Source organism: Microbacterium lemovicicum (genome assembly GCF_003991875.1).
GTDB classification, from domain to species: Bacteria; Actinomycetota; Actinomycetes; order Actinomycetales; family Microbacteriaceae; genus Microbacterium; species Microbacterium lemovicicum.
Genome location: NZ_CP031423.1, coordinates 682,515 through 699,835, shown reverse-complemented (window position 1 = coordinate 699,835; position 17,321 = coordinate 682,515). Strand labels below are relative to the sequence as shown.

Here is a 17,321-nt window from a genome sequence, read left to right as displayed (position 1 = left end):
ATAACGGATAAGCTCGGCACCACGTTTGTTAGGACCCCTTACTTGCGACCGCGTCGTCGCCCGGACGGAGATGCCGTGACCCCCCTCCCGCTCGTCCCGCTCCCTGCGTCCGTCGCCCTCCATGCCGCCGCCGCGCCGTTCCGGCTCGTGGCCGGTGAGCCGGTCGCCGGAGAGGCGGATGCCGCGGCCACCTGGACCCGCATCGTCGCCGAGGTCACGGGCAGCAGTGCTCCGGAACCCGCGTCCGCCGGTCACCCCGCTCCCCGGATCGCCTTCCGCCTCGCGCACGGCGGCCCGCCGGAGTCGTCGCGCATCGTGGTGGACGCGGCATCCGTCGACGTCTCCGCGCCCGACGCCGCCGGACTCTTCTACGCGGCGCACACGCTCGGCCAGCTGCTGCGACCGGACACCGACGAAGACCCCGAGAGAGGCGCCGGCACCGGCACCGACACCGAGAGAGACGCCGGCGGCTTGACCCTCCCGCCCGGGGTGATCGAGGACGCCCCGCGCTTCGGCTACCGCGGCGTCATGCTCGACGTCGCCCGCCACTTCGCCCCGGTCGAGACCGTGCGGGCCTACATCGACCGCGCCGCGGCGCTCAAGTTCAACGCGCTGCACCTGCACCTCACCGACGACCAGGGCTGGCGGCTCCAGCTGCGCTCACGGCCGCTGCTCACCGAGCGCGCGTCGGGCACCGCCGTCGGCGGCGACGCCGGCGGCTTCTACTCCACGGCGGACTTCCGCGACATCGTCGCCTACGCCGCCTCGCGGCACATGACCGTCGTGCCCGAGATCGACGTCCCCGGGCACACCCACGCGGTCGGCCTCGCGTATCCCGAGCTCGTCGAGGCCCCCGTGCTCACCGACGAGATCCGCGCCCAGGGCGGTGTTATGCCCGAGAGCGGCGTCCCGTACGAGGGGATCGGAGTCGGCTTCTCGTCGCTGCGCATCGGCGACGAGGCGGTGTACGACTTCCTCGCGGACGTCTTCGGCGAGATCGCCGGGCTCACCCCGGGACCGTATCTGCACGTCGGCGGCGACGAGTGCCACGGCACCGATCCCGAGGACTTCGCCGTCTTCATGGCGAGGGCCACGCGCATCGTCGCCGACCTCGGCCGCACCCCGATCGCCTGGCACGAGGCGGGATCCGCCACCATCGACGACAGCACGGTCGGGCAGTACTGGGGCTTCACGGAGCCGATCGACGGGGCGGATGCCGCGGCCCGCGCCTTCGTCGCGAACGGCGCGCAGGTGATCCTCTCCCCCGCCGACGCCGCGTACCTCGACATGAAGTACGACGAGGGGACGGCGCTCGGCCTCACCTGGGCCGACGGCCCGACCAGCGTCGAGCGGGCGTACTCGTGGGAGCCGGTGGACGTCGTCGACGGCATCGGCGAGGCCGACATCCTCGGCGTCGAGGCGCCGCTGTGGACCGAGACGGTGCGCTCCCTGGACGACATCGACACGCTCGCGTTCCCGCGCATCGCCGCGATCGCCGAGATCGCGTGGTCGCCGGCCGCGGGCCGAGACTGGGATTCGTTCCGCGCGCGCGTCGCCGGCCTGGGGCCGCTCTGGGACGCCCGGGGCATCGCGTTCTTCCGCTCCCCCGAGATCGCCTGGGCGTCGCGATGACCGTCATCCACTCCGCACGGCTCGTCTCCGGCGGCACGGAGACGGCCGACGCCTGGGTGAGCTTCGCCGACGGCCGCGTGAGCGCAGTCGGCACCGGTGGGAGCTGGCGCAACGTCGGCGATGAGGACGTGGTGGATGCTGCGGCCCTCGCCGGCCCGGACGCGGTGCTCACCCCGGGCTTCATCGACATCCACGGCCACGGCGGTGCGGGGGTGTCGTACGACGACGGGCCCGACGCCGTCCGCCGCGCCCGCACGCTGCACCGCGCGCACGGCACGACGCGCGCGATCGTCTCGCTCGTGACCGCTCCGCTCCCCGACCTGGAGCGACGGGCCGCGATGGTGGCCGACCTCGTCGAGAGCGACCCCGACATCCTCGGCTCCCACCTCGAGGGGCCGTTCCTCGACGCCGAACATCGCGGCGCGCACGATCCGACCCTCCTGCAGGCGCCCGCGGCCGACGCCGTGCGGCGGCTCCTCGACGCCGGCCGGGGGACGGTGCGGCAGATCACGCTCGCGCCGGAGCTTCCCGGCGGCATGGCGGCGATCCGGATGGTCGCGGCCGCCGGCGCCGTCCCGGCCATCGGCCACACCTCCGCCGACGCCGCGATCACGCGCGCGGCCGTCGAGGCCGGCGCCCGCATCCTGACCCATGCCTTCAACGGCATGCCGGGACTCGGTCATCGCGCCCCGGGGCCGGTGGGGGCCGCGGCATCCGATCCCCGCGTGATCCTGGAGGTCATCGCGGACGGCGTGCACCTCGATCCCGCCGTGGTGCGCATCCTCTTCGCGGCCGCCCCCGGGCGCATCGCCCTCATCACCGACGCGATGGCAGCGGCGGGCGCGCCCGGCGGCCGGTACCTGCTCGGGAGCCTGGCGGTCGACGTGGCGGGCGACACGGCGCGTCTCGTCGAGGGCGGGTCGATCGCCGGGTCGACGCTCACCCACGACCGCGCCCTGCGCCTCGTCGTCGACGCCGGCGTGCCGCTCGTGGACGCCGTCCGCGCCCTCACCGAGACGCCGGCACGAGCCGTCGGGCGTGACGCGGACCTCGGCCGGCTGGAAGCCGGGATGTCGGCGGACGCCGTGCTGCTGTCGGGCGACCTTCACGTGCACCGGGTGTGGACGGCGGGCTCGGCCGACTGAACCCGCACCCCGCGTCGTCGCTCGACGGAGGTCGCCTGCCCGCGCGCGCGTAGAATCGAGGCATGTCCGAGACATCCCGCACGAGCCCGCAGGCGCCCGCCGAGCCGTACCCGGCCGGCACCCGGCGCCCGCTCTCCGCGGTCGAGGTGGTCTCGTTCGTGTGCGAGCTGTTCGCCTTCGGCACCCTCGCGTTCTGGGGCTTCGCGGCGTGGGAGTTCCCGTGGAACATCGTCGCCGGCATCGGCGCCCCCGTCGTCGCGATCCTGCTGTGGGCGCTCTTCGTCTCTCCGCGGGCCGTGCTGGCCGTGCATCCGTTCATCCGCGCCGTGGTGGAGCTGCTCGTCTACGCCTCCGCGACCATCGCCTGGTGGAGCATCGGGGCGACCTGGGTGGGCCTCATCTTCGCCGTCGTCGCCGTCACGGCCGGCGTCATCGCGGGACGACGCCGCTTCACGTGAGCGCCGACGTCCTCGCCCTCCTGCGAGACGCCCTCGGCGAGCGCGTCGACACGCGGCCCGCCTCGCTGCACGACGCCCGCGCGGACAAGTCGGGGCACGCGGCGACCGGCACGCCGCTGGCTGTCGTGCACGCGGCATCCGTCGACGACGTGCAGGCGACGCTGCGGATCGCGACCGCGACGCGCACCCCGGTCGTCACGCGCGGCGCGGGCACCGGCCTCGCGGGCGGTGCGAACGCCGGCGGCGGCGAGATCGCACTCTCGGTGCGCGACATGACGCGCATCCTCGAGGTGCGCGCCGACGACCTCATCGCGGTCGTCGAGCCCGGCATCCTCAACGGCGACCTCAACGCCGCCCTCGCCGCCCAGGGGCTGTGGTGGGCACCGGATCCGGCCAGCCGCGCGATCTCCACCGTGGGCGGCAACATCGCCACGGGCGCCGGCGGTCTCCTCTGCGCGAAATACGGGGTCGTGCGCGATGCGGTGCTCGGCGTCGACCTCGTGCTGGCCGACGGCCGGCTCCTCCATCTCGGCCATCGCAGCGTCAAAGGCGTCACCGGGCTCGACCTGACCTCGCTGATCATCGGCTCGGAGGGCACGCTCGGCGTCGTCGTGGGCGCGACCCTCAAGCTCCGCCGCGCGGTACCCGGCGAGGTGCGCACGCTCGCCGCGACGTTCCCCGACGTCCGCACCGCCGCCGTCGCCTCGGCCGCCGTGACGGCCTCCGGGGTGCAGCCGGCGATCATGGAGCTGATGGATGCCGCGTCCCTGGCCGCCGTCCACCGGCTCCTGCAGCTGCCGGCCCCCACCCCGGGCGCCGCGCAGCTGACCATCCAGACCGACGGTCCGGCCGCGGCGACGGAGGCCGAGGCGATCGCGGACGTGCTGCGGGGCGTCGGCGGGACCGTCGCGGTGGCGGCCGACGCGGCGGAGGGCGAGCGGCTGCTGACGGTGCGCCGGTCGATGCACCCCGCGATGGAGACGCTCGGCACCTCACTCATCGAGGACGTGTCGGTGCCGCGCAGCGCCCTGCCCGCGATGTTCGACGAGATCGCGCGCGTCGAGCGCGAGCACGGTCTCGCCATCCCCACGGTGGCGCACGCGGGCGACGGCAACCTGCACCCGAACTTCGTGTTCGCCGGCCCCGACGTGCCGCCGGAGGTGTGGGCGGCGGCCGACGACCTGTTCCGGGCCGCGCTCCGGCTCGGCGGCACGCTCACGGGCGAGCACGGCGTCGGCGTGCTCAAGCGCCGCTGGCTGGTCGACGAGCTGGGCGAGGATCAGTGGGAGCTGCAGCGCGGCATCCAGCGCGTCTTCGATCCGCTCGGGATCATGAACCCCGGCAAGGTCTTCGCGCCGTGACCGGGCGGATCCACGTCTCCGCGGCGATCATCGTCGACGCCGACCAGCGCGTGCTGTTCGTCCGCAAGGCCGGGACGAGCGTGTTCATGCAGCCGGGCGGCAAGCCCGAGCCCGGGGAGGATGCCGCGGCCTGCCTGGTGCGGGAGCTGGCCGAAGAACTCCGTCTCGATGTGCCGCTCACGACGCTCCGCTCCGCCGGCAGCTTCACCGCCGACGCGGCGAACGAGCCGGGGCACACCGTGGTCGCGGACGTGTTCCACCTGGACGGCGTCGGCCTGGAGCCGGTCGTCGGCGCCGAGATCGCCGAACTCCGCTGGATCGGCCGGGCCGAGGCATCCACCCTCCCGCTGGCGCCGCTCAGTCGCGACCACCTCCTCCCCCTCGTCTGGGGCTGAGGGCGTGCTCGGCGCCGGGCGTCAGATGCCGGTGCCGCTGATCTTCTCCGCCTCGATGGTGAGGATCACGCGCACCTGATCACGGCCGCCGTACCACGGGTAGGGGCGCCCGGTGTACTTGTGGGAGAGCTCGTCGATGTGCTCGGCGCCGCCCGCCTCGGTGATGTCGATGACGCGCCCGCGCACCTGCATGAAGCCGCTCGGGTGTGCGGGGTCGCTCACGGTCAGCGCGACGCGGGGGTCGCGCCGCACGTTGCGCACCTTGAGATGGGTGGAGACGCTGTTGATCACGACGTGCTCGCCGTCGGTGTCGACCCACACCTGGGTGAGCTGCGGCGAGCCGTCGGACATCACGGTGGCCAGATAGCAGGTGCTGGGGGCGCGCAGCAGCGCGAGAAGCCCGTCGGGAAGAGTCACGCTCCCGAGACTAGGCGGCGCCCGCGCGGTTCAGATCACCTGCCAGGCGGGCTTGTGCGCGTAGGTGTAGCGGTAGTAGTCGGCGAACGCGAGCCGCGCGGCGGCCGCCTCGTCGACCACGACGGTCACGCGCGGATGGAGCTGGATCGCCGAGCCGGGCAGCGACGCCGTGAGCGGCCCCTCGACGGCCGCGGCGAGTGCCTCGGACTTGCCCTCGCCGAAGGCCAGCAGCACGAGGTGACGTGCCCGCAGGATCGTGCCGAGCCCCTGCGTGATGCAGTGCCGGGGCACGTCGTCGACGCTGTCGAAGAAGCGGGCGTTGTCGGCGCGGGTCTGCTCGGTCAGCGTCTTCACGCGGGTCTCCGAGGCGAACGACGAGCCCGGTTCGTTGAAGCCGAGGTGGCCGTCACCGCCGATGCCGAGCAGCTGGAGGTCGACGCCGCCGGCCTCGCGGATGGCCCGCTCGTAGTCCTCGCCCGCGTGCTCGATGCCCTCGACCGAGCCGTCCGGGACGCGGATCCGGTCGGGGGTCAGTCCGAGCGGCCCGACGACCTCCCGGGTGATGACCGAGCGGTAGCTCTCGGGATGCGCGGGGTCGATGCCCACGTACTCGTCGAGCGCGAAGCCGCGCACGCGCGACAGGTCGACTTCGCCGACGCGGGCCCGCAGCGCCTCGTACACCGGCAGCGGGGTCGAGCCCGTCGCCAGCCCGAGCACCGCATCGGGACGCGAGCGCACCAGTCGGAGGACGGCCTCTGCCACCAGCGTCCCGGCAGCCGCCGGCGATTCCACGATGACGACCTCAGCCACGGGCCAGCGCTCCTTCCGCGTCACGCGTCGCGCCGACCAGCGCGGCGCCGAGGGCGGCGGCGGGCGATTCGGGGGCGAGGAGGCGCACCCGCTCATCCAACCGCAGCGAGCGCATGAACGGGGATGCCGCGGCGCTGCGTGTGAGCTCGGCCGCGACGTCCGCGCGCAGGCGGTGCCCCAGCCCGGTGAGGCCGCCGCCGAGCACGACCACATCGGCGTCGGTCGTCAGCACGAGCACCCGGACGGCCGCGGCGACGCCGCGCGCGAGGCTGGACCGCAGCGCGGCGGCGAGCGGGTCGCCGGCCTCCGCCGCGTCGAAGATGTCGCGCACGGGCAGCGCGCCCGGGCGGCCCCAGCGCTCGGCGAGCGCTCCCCCACCGGCGAACGCCTCGATGCAGCCGCGCTGGCCGCACCGGCACGCCGGGCCGGCGGGATCGACGGAGATGTGACCCACCTCACCGGCCGTCCCCCGGCCTCCGCGCCACAGCGTGCCCTCGGTCACGATGCCGGCCGCGATGCCGGTGCCGAGATTGAGGTACGCCATCGACCCGCCGCCGCCGTCGAGCGCATGCGCGCCCAGCGCCGCGGCCTTGACGTCGTTCTCCACCCGCACCGGCACGCCCAGGAGCGGGGCGACGGCGGCGGCGAGGTCCAACTCGTCGACGCCCAGGTTGACGGCGTGCACGACCCTCGACGTTCCGGGGTGCACCTGTCCCGGCATCCCGACGCCGACGGTGGTGATCGCCTCGGCGGATGCTCCGGCGTCGAGGGAGAGACGGTCGACGGCCGCGAGGACCGTCTGCACCACGCCGTCCGGACCCCACGCGGTGGGAAGGCGGACGCGTGCCCGCACCTCGCCGGCGTCGCCCAGCGCGACCGCGTCGGTCTTGGTGCCGCCGACGTCGAGGCCGACCCTCATCGGCTGGCCTCCGTGCGGGAGGCGGCGTCATACGTGCGACGCATCAGCCCTTGACCGCCCCGGCGACGAGCCCTCCGGTCATCCGTCCCTGCACGATGAGGAAGAAGATCACGACCGGGATGGAGATGAGCGTGGCGCCCGCCATGACGGCGCCCCAGTTGGTGGCCTCGGTCGCCGACTGGAACGAGTTGAGCCAGGTCGGGAGGGTGAGGTTGTAGCCCTTCATGAGGAGGAGCGCCATCGTGAACTCGTTCCACGACTGGATGAAGGCGAAGATGCCCGTGGAGACGAGACCCGGGGCCAGCAGGGGGAACGTGACCCGCCAGAATGCCTGGCTCTTGGTGCAGCCGTCGATCATGGCCGCCTCCTCGAGGTCGGCCGGCACACCGGCGACGAAGCCGCGCAGCGTCCAGATCGTGAAGGGGATCACCGAGGCGAGGTAGACGATCCCCAGCCCGAGAAGCGTGTTCATGAGACGCCAGTCGTCGATCATTCCGTAGATCGTGAACATCATCGCCTCGCCGGGGATCATCTGGATGATCAGCACCGACACGATGAAGCCCCGGCGGCCGCGGAAGTGGAACCGCGCGACGGCGATGGAGGCGAGGAAGGCGAACAGCAGCGTCACCACGAGCACGCCCACCGTGACGATCGACGAGGTCAGCAGGGCGTGCGGGAAGTCGGTCTGGCCGGGTGCCGCCTCGCGGGTCCACGCGGTGAGGTAATTCTGCACCGTGAACTCGAGCGGCAGGAAGTCGGGGTCGCGGCTGATGATCTGCCGGCCCTGGGTGAACGACATGTTCACCATCCAGTACACCGGGAAGACGGAGCAGACGAACACCACGAGAGCGGCGACGTTGAGCAGCGTGCGGCTCAGCCGACGCCGGGACGACGGGCGCCGGACCTCGAGCGATCGCCGCGCCGGCGTCCTCGACCGCCCGCCCTCGGCGAGCACCTCGTCGACGCCGACCGTGGCGACCTGCGTGGCCGCACTCACCTGCGTGCTCACAGCTCCTCCTCCTTGAGGGTGGTGCGGACGTATCCCCACGACATGGCCAGGAGCAGCACCACCATGATCACGCCGATGGCGCTCGTGACCCCGAACTCGCCCACGCCCTGCCGGAAGAGGTAGGTGCCGAGCACATTCGTCTCCGACACGAGCCCGCCCCGGCTCTGCAGCGCGTAGACCTGCGTGAAGATGCGCAGGTTCCAGATCACCTGCAGCACGAGCACGACCGTCAGCACGCTGCGGAGGTACGGGAAGACGACGAGACGGAAGCGGGCGAAGCCGGTGGCCCCGTCGAGCGAGGAGGCCTCGAGCACCTCGCCCGGCACCTGGCCGAGGGCGGCGAAGGTGGTGAACGCCACGAACGGCACCCCCTGCCACACGACGATGATCGTGAGCACCATGTAGAACGACCAGGGGTTCAGCAGCCACGAGTGATTGGTCCAGTCGGAGGTGCCGGTGACCGTGTTCAGCGCCCAGTTGACGACGCCGTACTGCGTGTCGAAGATCCAGCCCCACACCGTCGTCGCCGCCAGCGGCGGCATCGCCCACGCCAGCAGCAGGCCGACCGAGACCGTGATGCGCCACCCGCGCCCGAGGCGGGTCATCAGCACCGCGACGAGGACGCCGAGCAACACGATCAGCACCGTCATGGCCACCATCAGCCCGAGGCTGCGCAGCAGCACGATCGGGAAGTCGGACTGCGTGAAGACCTCGAGGTAGTTGGCGAAGCCGACGAAGTCCGCGAGCGTGCCCTGCACCTTGTTCTTGATCGAGTAGTCGGTGAACGACTGCACGACCATGAGCACGGCCGGGTACCCGACCATCACGGCGAGGATCACCACCGACGGGGCCAGCAGAGTCCACGCTCCGCGGGCGTCGCGGCGTCCGCGGGCTCTCTCGCGCGCCGTCGGACGCGGTCGCCGTCCCGCGGCCTTCGCGGGCGGCGCGGTGAGCAGGGCCTCGGCCACGGCGTCTCCTTCGGGAAAATCGGATGTCGGGGCGAGGGGCCCCGCGGACGGGACCCCTCGTGACGGGCGGGCCCGCCTACTTGTTGAGGATCGCCTCGATCTGCGAGTCCAGTCCCTCGGCGATGGTCGTGACGTCCTCGCCCTGCGCGATCTTGACCAGGGCGTCCTTGATGACGCCGGCGGACTCGACCTCGGACCAGTTGGCACTGGCGGGAACAGCCTTCGAGCCCGACGCGGCCTTGGCCGCCTGCGTGGTGATCTCGTCGGAGGGGAGGTAGGTCGCGAACGAGCTCAGCGCGGGGATCAGCCCGTTCTCGGCCATGATCTTCTGGTACCCCTCGGACAGCATGATCTCGAGGGCGGAGGTCGCCATCTCCTTGGCGTCGCTCTTGGCCGCGACGGCGATGTTCGAGCCGCCTGCGAACACCGGCGCGACCTCACCGGCGGTCATGCCGGGCAGCGCGAACGCGGCGAGGTCCTTGCCGTACGTGTCGGGGCAGCCCGGCGCCTTGGCGTCGGCGGCCGCGAGCACGGAGCCCTTCATCCACGCGGGGGCGGACAGGAAGCCCACCTCGCCGGCGCAGAACGGCACCTGCGGGTCGGTCTCGTCGGCGTCGGCCGGCGCGTTGTTCGCCTTCTGGTAGACCTCCTGCAGCTGCTCGAGGCCCGCGATGCTCTTCGGGCTGGAGAACTGCGCGTCCCAGGCGTCGCCGTCCTTCACCGCGATCTCGCCGCCGTGCGCCCAGATGTAGGGAAGCGCGTTGTACCAGTCCTTGCCGGGGGCGTAGATGCCCGAGACGGTCTCGGTCTTCATCGCCATGCCGTCGGCGACGTACTGGTCGAGCGTGGTGGGCACCGTGCCGGTGAACATCGACGGCGAGTAGAAGACCACGCGCGAGCCGGCGTAGTAGGGCGCCGCGTACAGCGTCCCGTCCTCGGAGCCCAGCTCGACGAAGCTCTGCAGCAGGTCGTCTCCGCCGAGGGCGCTCTGCACCGAGGAGAGGTCGGCGAACAGGCCCTGCGAGATGAATCCGGGCGCCTGGGTGTTGCCCACCTCGACCACATCGGGGGCGTCGTTGGAGGACAGCGCCGCGATGTAGTTGTCGCTGGTGTCGGCCCAGGTCTTCTCCTCGATCGTGAGCGTCCATCCCTGGTGCTCGTCCTCGAAGGTCTTCTTCAGGTAGTCGCGGGCGTCCTGCGGCGTGTCCGTGCCGACGAGCCAGACCGTGAGGTCACCGGTGGCCGCCGCGCTCGACGCGCCGCCGGCGCCTCCCGAGCATCCCGCCAGCGCCACCGCGGACGCACCCAGGAGAGCCAGGGCTCCGAGCTTCTTGTTCATGTGACTTCCTTGTTCTCATGGAGTGCGGCGGACCGGTCGGTCCGCCCGGGGATGCGGGGCCGGGATCGGCCCCGTCCTCACGAGACGCCCAGCTGTCCCGAGAGGACCATGACGGCAGCACCGCGCAGGACGATGTCCTGGCCCTGCTGCGTCATCCGCACGCTCACGCCGTCGTGGAAACGCGCGAGCGTCCGCGTGCGGAGGGTCTGGACGGCCTGGTCCGCGAGGGGACCGTCCAGCAGATCGAGGGGTCCGGAGAGCACGATCTCCGTCACGTCGAGGGCGCCGACGACGGGCGCCAGCGCGATGCCCAGGCGCTCGCCCGCGTCGCGGAGGATGCCCTCCCGCTCGGCGTCGCCCGCACCGGCGAGACGCTGGGTCAGCGAGGGCACGGAGAGCCAGGCCTCGAGGCATCCGATCTTGCCGCAGACGCACACCGGGCCGCCGTCCGTGCCGACGGTGACGTGGCCGATCTCCCCCGCCGCGAAGCGGGCGCCGCGCATCGGCTGCCCCGAGGCCAGCAGCCCCGAGCCGACGCCGCGCCCGACCTTCACCAGCAGGACGTCGTCGGCCGCACCCCCGAAGGTGTATTCGGCGAGCACCGCGGCGTTGGCGTCGTTGGCGACCAGCACCGGCAGACGGAGGGCCGCGCGCAGCGCGCCCTCGAGGTCGAAGCCCGCCCAGCCGAGGTTCGGCGCCGTGAGGATGACACCGCGGTCGTCGACCACACCCGGGGTGCCGACGCCGACGCCGAGCACGGGGGCATCGGCCCGGTCGACGAGCCCGCGGGCAAGGTCCACGACGGTCGCGACCACCTCGTCGCTGCCGTCGGGCACGGGGACCTCCGCGCGGTGGACGATCTCGCCGTCGAGGCTGAGGACGGCTCCGATGAAGACGTCGGCGCCGGACAGGTCGAGACCGACGATGCGGTGGCCGTCGCGGTCGAGATCGACGAGCATCGCGGGCTTTCCGGGGCCGGATGCCTCGCGCATCCCCTTCTCGGCGATGAAGCCGTCGTCGATCAGCTCCGACACGAGATCCGAGATCGTCACCCGGGTCAGCCCCGTCTCGCGCGAGAGGTCGGCGCGGCTCATCGCGCCCTCGTGGAAGAGGGTCTGGAGCACGAGCGACCGGTTGTGCCCGCGGGCGTGCTCGGGGAGCACCTTTCCGCCCTGGCGCAGGGCACGGCCGGAGCCGAAAGAGCGCGTCCGCGCAGCGGGCACGGCCGGCTCGAGCGTCGCGGTCGGCAGGCTCTGATCGGCGGGAGACATGTTTGTTAGTAGACCTTACGAATCCCGCCCGCACAAGCGTTCCGGCGAATTTGCTCGGACTCTTTACGAATTCGTTACCCGGCCGACTCACAGCCCGCGACGTAGGCTGGAACGCGACGAAAGGGGCCACCATGCGCCGCACCCGCACCGCCCATCTCTGCGCCGCCCTCGCGCTGACCGCGACCGCCGTCTTCGGGATGACGGCCTGCACGGCCTCCCCCACCGCCGCTCCCGCGGTGTCCGGCAGTGCCGGCGCGTCGGCCCCCGCCACCTCCGGCGATGATGCCGGCGACGGCGGCCAGTCGACCGCCGACGCCTGCGCGCTCGTGCAGCAGACGATCAGCGCCGCGACCGACGACTTCCAGTCGGCGAGCGCCGAAGACCCCGGCGCGGTCGCCGACAGCATGACCGCCGCGGCGGAGCAGCTGACCTCGATCTCCGCGCAGGTGACCAACGACCAGGTCGCCGCCGTCGTCCCCGAGTTGAAGGACATGTTCACGCAGGCCTCGGGCATCATGCGCTCCGTCGCCGACGGAGACATGTCGAAGGTCGGCGACCTCACGGACCTCGGCACGCAGTTCCAGGAGACCGGTCAGCGCTTCGCCGACATCTGCGCCGACAACGGCTGAGCCTGGTGAGCGGACGCCGCGATGTCGGCTCACGCTCCGCGGGGTCGTGATGCGACCGTTGTACGCGCCGATCCCTGCGTCCCTTACCATAGAGATTCGGGTTCACAGCACGGGGGTGATGGCGTGACCGATCTGGCAACCAAGCCGAATGCCGACGAGGCGCCTTCCGGCGTTCCCTCCGACGCTCCTACGACGCCGATTCAGAGCGGCGGTGACGGCGCGGCATTCGGGTACGAATGGGCTCCCGCCGAGCCGGCGCCGAAGAAGCGCCACCTCGGCCTGTGGATCGGCATCCCCGCGGCGGCCGCCGTCGTCGGGCTCGTCGCCGCGTCCCTCGTGCTGATCGCGCCCGGATCCGCCATCGCAGGCGTCCCGGTGGGCGGCATGACCCCCGGGTCCGCCGCTGAGGCGGTGCAGAACCGGCTCGCCGAGACCACGGTGGTGCTCACCGGAGCCGGCGGCGACGTCGCCGTCAGCGGCGCGGACCTCGGCGCGACGGTCGACGCGCAGGCCCTGGCCGACGCCGCGTTCGCGCAGAACCCGATGTGGAACCCCACCGCGTGGTTCGCCGCGCCCATCGACGCACCCGTGACCGTCGACCCCGCCACGGCGACCGAGGCGCTCCGCGAGGCTGTTCCCGGTCTCTACAGCGAGCCCGTCGGTGCTCAGGTGGCCTTCGACGCGAACACGGCGTCCTTCGCCGTGACCGCCGCCCAGTCCGGCGAGGGCGTCGACGTCGCCGCCGTGCAGGGCGCCCTGCAGGACGCGTTCGAGAGCGGCGCCACCAGCATCGACCTCGCGCCGGCCCTGGTGCCCATCGACTCGTCGACGACCACGGAGCTGGCCCAGGCGACTGCCGACAAGCTCAACGGCGTGCTCGACACCGTCGGGTTCTACATCGGCGACGAGCGCACCGTGCCCGTCGACCGAGCTGTCGCCGCCTCCTGGCTCACCGTCACGCCGGCCGAGAACGGCGACTTCACCGTCACCGCCGATGCCGCCGCGATCCAGCCGACCGTCGACGGCCTCGCCGCCGCCGTCAACCGCGACGTCGTCAACGCCACCGTCATCACCGACTCGTCGGGCAACGCCCTGAGCGACCTCACCGCCGGCGTCGTCGGGCGTGCGCTCGACTCGACCGACGGCGTCGCAGGTGCTTTCGCCACGCAGCTCGCCGACGGCAACGGCGTCTACCCGCTGGCCGTGTCCGAGGTGCCGTTCACGACGACCACGCTCGCCCGCCGCATCGAGGTCGACCTCAGCGCGCAGCGCACGTACCTGTTCGAGAACAACGCCGTCGTGCAGTCCTGGGCGGTCTCGTCCGGCCTCACACCCAACGACACCCCGACCGGCGACTTCCGCATGCAGGCGCACGTGCGCATCCAGGGCATGGGCAACCGCGACCTGACCAAGGAGCCGCACTACTACACGCCCGATGTGCCGTACGTGAGCTACTTCAACGGCGACATCGCCTTCCACGGCACCTACTGGCACAACAACTTCGGCAATCCGATGAGCCACGGCTGCATCAACATGACCATCGACGCCGCGCAGTACGTGTACGACTGGGCACCGCTGGGCACCGAGGTCTCCGTCTACTACTGAGCCTCCGGCCACCGGCTATCGTGACCGTGTGACACCCGATCCGCTCGCCGCGCCCGCCGACGGCGCGACCGCGGGTCGCGTGCTCGCGATCGCCCTCGACGCCGGACAGACGGGCATCAAGGCGCGCACCGCCGGCACGTCCCGCGACGCCGTGCACCCCGGCATCCGCACCGACGCCCCGCTCCTCCCGCAGCTCGCCGCCGTCGTCCGGGCGGAGCTGGAGCGCACCGACGTCGCCGTCGACGTCGTCGCCGCCGGCGTCTCCGGGCTCACCGACGCCGAGGCCGATCCCGACGCCCTGCGGCAGCTCCTGGCGGGCACGGGCGTCGCGCGGGTGGTGATGGCGCACGACTCGACCACGTCGTTCCTGGGGGCCCTCGGTGACGGGCAGGGCGTCGTCGTGGCGGCCGGCACGGGAGTCGTGACGCTGGCCGTGGGCCGCGCCGCCGTCGCCCGCGTGGACGGCTGGGGCTACCTGATGGGCGACGCCGGCAGCGGCTACTGGATCGGGCGCGAGGCGCTCGACGCCGTGATGCGCGCATTCGACGGCCGCGGATCACCCACTGCGCTGACAGACGCCGTGCGCGCGCGGTGGCCGCACCTTGCCGACGCCTACATCGATCTGCAGTCCGATCCGGGCAAGGTCGGCGTGGTCGCCGCCTTCGCCGAACCCGTCGCCCGGGCGGCGCTCGACGGCGACGACGTCGCGATCTCCATCTCCCGGCGCGCCGCCGCCGAGCTGGCCGCGAGCGCCGCGGCCGCGCTGCGCCGGACGGAGCAGGCGGAGGACGCGGCCGACGTGTGCGCGATCGGCGGGGTCTTCGGCTCCCCCGTGCTGCGCGCGGCGTTCGAGGCCGCCGTCACCGCGGCCGGCTCCCGGCTCGTGCCGCCGCGCGGTCACGGCATCGACGGCGTCGAGCGGCTCGTCGACCTGTCGCCGCAGCATCCCCTCGCCGCCCTCGTCGGGCGCTCGACCACGGCCTGACAGCGAAGACGGAGAAGGGGCGGATGCCGCAGCATCCGCCCCTCACCCGTGTCGTCGTGTCAGCTGATGCCGTCGATGACCGTGTTCAGCGTCTGCGACGGGCGCATGACGCCCTCGACCAGCTCGGGGTCGGGACGGTAGTACCCGCCGATGTCGACCGAGCGGCCCTGGACGGCCAGCAACTCGCCGACGATCGCCTCTTCGTCGGCGGCCAGCTTCTCCGCGACCGGCCCGAAGGTCGCGGCCAGGTCGGCGTCGGCCGTCTGCGAGGCCAGCTCCTGCGCCCAGTACAGGGCGAGGTAGAAGTGGCTTCCGCGGTTGTCGATCGTGCCGAGCGCGCGGCCGGGCGACTTGTCGTTCTCGAGGAACGTGCCGGTCGCGGCATCCAGCGTGTCGGCCAGCACCTGGGCCCGCACGTTGCCCGTGTAGGTCGCGAGGTGCTCGAGCGACGCGGCCAGGGCGAAGAACTCGCCGAGGGAGTCCCAGCGCAGGTAGTCCTCGGCCACGAGCTGCTGCACGTGCTTGGGGGCGGAGCCGCCCGCGCCGGTCTCGAACAGCCCGCCGCCGGCGAGCAGCGGGACGATCGACAGCATCTTGGCGCTGGTGCCGACCTCGAGGATCGGGAACAGGTCGGTGAGGTAGTCGCGCAGCACGTTGCCGGTGACCGAGATCGTGTCCTCGCCCGTGCGCAGGCGGTCCAGCGAGTACTGGGTCGCCTCGGCCGGCGGGAGGATCGTGATCGTCAGCCCCTCGGTGTCGTGCTCGGCGAGGTAGGTGGTGACCTTCTCGATGAGCTTCGCATCGTGGGCGCGGTCGGCGTCGAGCCAGAACACGGCCGGCGCACCGGTCGCGCGGGCACGGCCGACGGCGAGCTTCACCCAGTCGCGGACGGGGATGTCCTTCGTCTGCGTCGCGCGCCAGATGTCGCCGCGGTGCAACTCGTGCTCGATGAGCACCGCGCCCGCGCCGTCGAGGATCTGCACGACGCCGTCGCTCGCGATCTCGAACGTCTTGTCGTGGCTGCCGTACTCCTCGGCCGCCTGGGCCATGAGTCCGACGTTCGGCACGGTGCCGATGGTCGCCGGGTCGAGCGGGCCGTGCGCGATGACGTCGTCGATCGTCGTCTGGTACACGCTCGCGTACGACGAGTCGGGGATGACGGCGAGGGTGTCGTCCTCGGCGCCGTCGACGCCCCACAGCTTGCCGCCGTTGCGCACCAGCGCGGGCATGGAGGCGTCGACGATGACGTCCGAGGGGACGTGCAGGTTCGTGATGCCCTTGTCGGAGTTGACGTACGACAGGCGGGGTCCGCGGGCGAGGTCGGCCTCGATGGCGGCGGCGATCTCCGCACCGCCCTCGATCGAGCCGAGACCGGCGAGCACGGCGCCGAGTCCGTCGTTGGCGGTGAGTCCGGCAGCGGCGATGGCGTCACCGTAGCGCTCGAACACGTCGGCGAAGTACGCCCGCACCACGTGCCCGAAGATGATCGGGTCGCTGACCTTCATCATCGTGGCCTTCAGGTGCACCGAGTAGAGGACGTCCTCGGATGCCGCGGCCGCCAGCGTCTCGGCCAGGAACGCGTCCAGCGCCGACCCCGAGAGGAAGGTCGCGTCGACGATCTCGCCGGGGAGCACCTTGAGTCCGGACTTGAGAGGGGTGACGGTGCCGTCGGCGGCGACGTGCTGGATGCTCAGCACGTCGTCCGAGGCGATGACGACCGACTTCTCGTTGGAGCGGAAGTCGTCATGGCCCATCGTGGCCACGCGGGTCTTCGAGCCGGCGGGGAACGGCTTGTTGCGGTGCGGGTGCTTGCGGGCGTACTGCTTCACCGACAGCGGTGCGCGACGGTCGCTGTTGCCCTCGCGCAGCACCGGGTTCACGGCGGAGCCCTTGATGCGGTCGTAGCGGGCACGGACGTCCTTGTCCTCGACGGACTGCGGCTCGTCCGGGTAGTCGGGGATGTCGAAGCCGGCAGCCTGCAGCTCCGCGATGGCCGCCTTCAGCTGCGGGATCGACGCGGAGATGTTCGGCAGCTTGATGATGTTCGCCTCGGGCAGGGTGGCCAGGCCGCCGAGCTCGGCGAGCGCGTCACCCACCTGCTGCTCGGGAGTCAGGTTCTGTGGGAAGGCGGCCAGCACGCGTCCGGCGAGAGAGATGTCGCGGGTCTCGATGTCGATACCCGCGGGGCGCGCGAACGCCTGCACGATCGGCAGGAACGAGGCCGTCGCCAGCGCGGGCGCCTCATCGGTGTAGGTGTAGATGATGGTCGATTCGGTCACCAGGTTGTCTCCGTTCGAGTTCTCGGCCAGCCTATCGCAAAGAGGCAAAGTATCTTGATATCGAGATACTTTCCCTGATGAACGTCCTATGACGAATGG

Annotated in this window: 16 protein-coding genes; 8 read left to right on the top strand and 8 right to left on the bottom strand. The window is 72.2% G+C overall.

Going from position 1 to position 17,321, the window contains the following annotated elements; translation table 11 throughout:
* The first annotated feature begins 75 nt into the window (after positions 1 to 75).
* The 5 genes from CVS47_RS03225 (at position 76) to CVS47_RS03205 (ending at position 4,991) form a co-directional block, all read left to right on the top strand.
* Positions 76 to 1,632 (top strand): family 20 glycosylhydrolase, encoded by a 1,557-nt coding sequence (locus CVS47_RS03225; protein WP_241240258.1) that lies wholly within the window; start codon positions 76 to 78, stop codon positions 1,630 to 1,632.
* Complete coding sequence (locus CVS47_RS03220; protein WP_127094794.1) at positions 1,629 to 2,777, top strand: N-acetylglucosamine-6-phosphate deacetylase; 1,149 nt, start codon at positions 1,629 to 1,631, stop codon at positions 2,775 to 2,777. Before CVS47_RS03225 ends, CVS47_RS03220 begins: the two co-directional genes overlap by 4 nt.
* Before the next feature lie 62 nt (positions 2,778 to 2,839).
* A complete protein-coding gene (locus CVS47_RS03215; protein WP_127094793.1) occupies positions 2,840 to 3,235 on the top strand; it encodes a YrdB family protein in 396 nt (131 codons plus the stop codon).
* Positions 3,232 to 4,596 (top strand): FAD-binding oxidoreductase, encoded by a 1,365-nt coding sequence (locus CVS47_RS03210; protein ID WP_127094792.1) that lies wholly within the window; start codon positions 3,232 to 3,234, stop codon positions 4,594 to 4,596. Before CVS47_RS03215 ends, CVS47_RS03210 begins: the two co-directional genes overlap by 4 nt.
* Positions 4,593 to 4,991 carry an NUDIX hydrolase gene (locus CVS47_RS03205; protein ID WP_241240257.1) on the top strand — a complete coding sequence of 133 codons (399 nt, stop codon included), beginning with the start codon at positions 4,593 to 4,595 and terminating at the stop codon, positions 4,989 to 4,991. Before CVS47_RS03210 ends, CVS47_RS03205 begins: the two co-directional genes overlap by 4 nt.
* Before the next feature lie 21 nt (positions 4,992 to 5,012).
* Here the strand turns inward: CVS47_RS03205 and CVS47_RS03200 are convergent, their stop codons facing one another.
* The 7 genes from CVS47_RS03200 to CVS47_RS03170 form a co-directional block, all read right to left on the bottom strand.
* Complete coding sequence (locus CVS47_RS03200; protein ID WP_127094791.1) at positions 5,013 to 5,408, bottom strand: PPOX class F420-dependent oxidoreductase; 396 nt, start codon at positions 5,406 to 5,408, stop codon at positions 5,013 to 5,015.
* A gap of 30 nt (positions 5,409 to 5,438) precedes the next feature.
* Positions 5,439 to 6,218, bottom strand: a complete 780-nt coding sequence (locus CVS47_RS03195; protein WP_127094790.1) for a glucosamine-6-phosphate deaminase — start codon at positions 6,216 to 6,218, stop codon at positions 5,439 to 5,441.
* Entirely contained in the window at positions 6,211 to 7,137 is a 927-nt protein-coding gene (locus CVS47_RS03190) for an ROK family protein (protein WP_127094789.1), read from the bottom strand. The genes CVS47_RS03195 and CVS47_RS03190 overlap by 8 nt, the downstream gene beginning before the upstream one ends.
* A gap of 43 nt (positions 7,138 to 7,180) precedes the next feature.
* Positions 7,181 to 8,146, bottom strand: a complete 966-nt coding sequence (locus CVS47_RS03185) for a carbohydrate ABC transporter permease (protein WP_127094788.1) — start codon at positions 8,144 to 8,146, stop codon at positions 7,181 to 7,183.
* Positions 8,143 to 9,114, bottom strand: coding sequence for a carbohydrate ABC transporter permease (locus CVS47_RS03180; RefSeq protein ID WP_127094787.1), 972 nt, complete (start codon positions 9,112 to 9,114; stop codon positions 8,143 to 8,145). The genes CVS47_RS03185 and CVS47_RS03180 overlap by 4 nt, the downstream gene beginning before the upstream one ends.
* A 76-nt stretch (positions 9,115 to 9,190) precedes the next feature.
* Positions 9,191 to 10,453 (bottom strand): extracellular solute-binding protein, encoded by a 1,263-nt coding sequence (locus CVS47_RS03175; protein ID WP_127094786.1) that lies wholly within the window; start codon positions 10,451 to 10,453, stop codon positions 9,191 to 9,193.
* 77 nt (positions 10,454 to 10,530) lie between these two features.
* Positions 10,531 to 11,724, bottom strand: a complete 1,194-nt coding sequence (locus CVS47_RS03170) for an ROK family transcriptional regulator (protein ID WP_127094785.1) — start codon at positions 11,722 to 11,724, stop codon at positions 10,531 to 10,533.
* A 131-nt stretch (positions 11,725 to 11,855) separates the two neighbouring features.
* On the opposite strand from CVS47_RS03170, the gene CVS47_RS03165 reads away from it, so the two are divergent.
* The 3 genes from CVS47_RS03165 (at position 11,856) to CVS47_RS03155 (ending at position 14,943) form a co-directional block, all read left to right on the top strand.
* Positions 11,856 to 12,353, top strand: a complete 498-nt coding sequence (locus CVS47_RS03165; protein ID WP_127094784.1) for a hypothetical protein — start codon at positions 11,856 to 11,858, stop codon at positions 12,351 to 12,353.
* 123 nt (positions 12,354 to 12,476) lie between these two features.
* Positions 12,477 to 13,958, top strand: coding sequence for a L,D-transpeptidase family protein (locus CVS47_RS03160; protein WP_127094783.1), 1,482 nt, complete (start codon positions 12,477 to 12,479; stop codon positions 13,956 to 13,958).
* Positions 13,959 to 13,986: 28 nt separating this feature from the next.
* Entirely contained in the window at positions 13,987 to 14,943 is a 957-nt protein-coding gene (locus CVS47_RS03155; protein WP_127094782.1) for a BadF/BadG/BcrA/BcrD ATPase family protein, read from the top strand.
* Positions 14,944 to 15,002: 59 nt separating this feature from the next.
* Here the strand turns inward: CVS47_RS03155 and CVS47_RS03150 are convergent, their stop codons facing one another.
* On the bottom strand, positions 15,003 to 17,222 hold the full coding sequence (locus CVS47_RS03150; RefSeq protein WP_127094781.1) for an NADP-dependent isocitrate dehydrogenase: 2,220 nt from the start codon (positions 17,220 to 17,222) through the stop codon (positions 15,003 to 15,005).
* Positions 17,223 to 17,321: the final 99 nt, after the last annotated feature.

Bases quoted from the DNA above. Each gene is read 5' to 3' on its own strand.
- CVS47_RS03220 (WP_127094794.1), top strand. From the start codon at position 1,629: ATGACCGTCATCCACTCCGCACGGCTCGTCTCCGGCGGCACGGAGACG.
- CVS47_RS03215 (WP_127094793.1), top strand. From the start codon at position 2,840: ATGTCCGAGACATCCCGCACGAGCCCGCAGGCGCCCGCCGAGCCGTAC.
- CVS47_RS03190 (WP_127094789.1), bottom strand. From the start codon at position 7,137: ATGAGGGTCGGCCTCGACGTCGGCGGCACCAAGACCGACGCGGTCGCG.
- CVS47_RS03175 (WP_127094786.1), bottom strand. From the start codon at position 10,453: ATGAACAAGAAGCTCGGAGCCCTGGCTCTCCTGGGTGCGTCCGCGGTG.
- CVS47_RS03170 (WP_127094785.1), bottom strand. From the start codon at position 11,724: ATGTCTCCCGCCGATCAGAGCCTGCCGACCGCGACGCTCGAGCCGGCC.
- CVS47_RS03165 (WP_127094784.1), top strand. From the start codon at position 11,856: ATGCGCCGCACCCGCACCGCCCATCTCTGCGCCGCCCTCGCGCTGACC.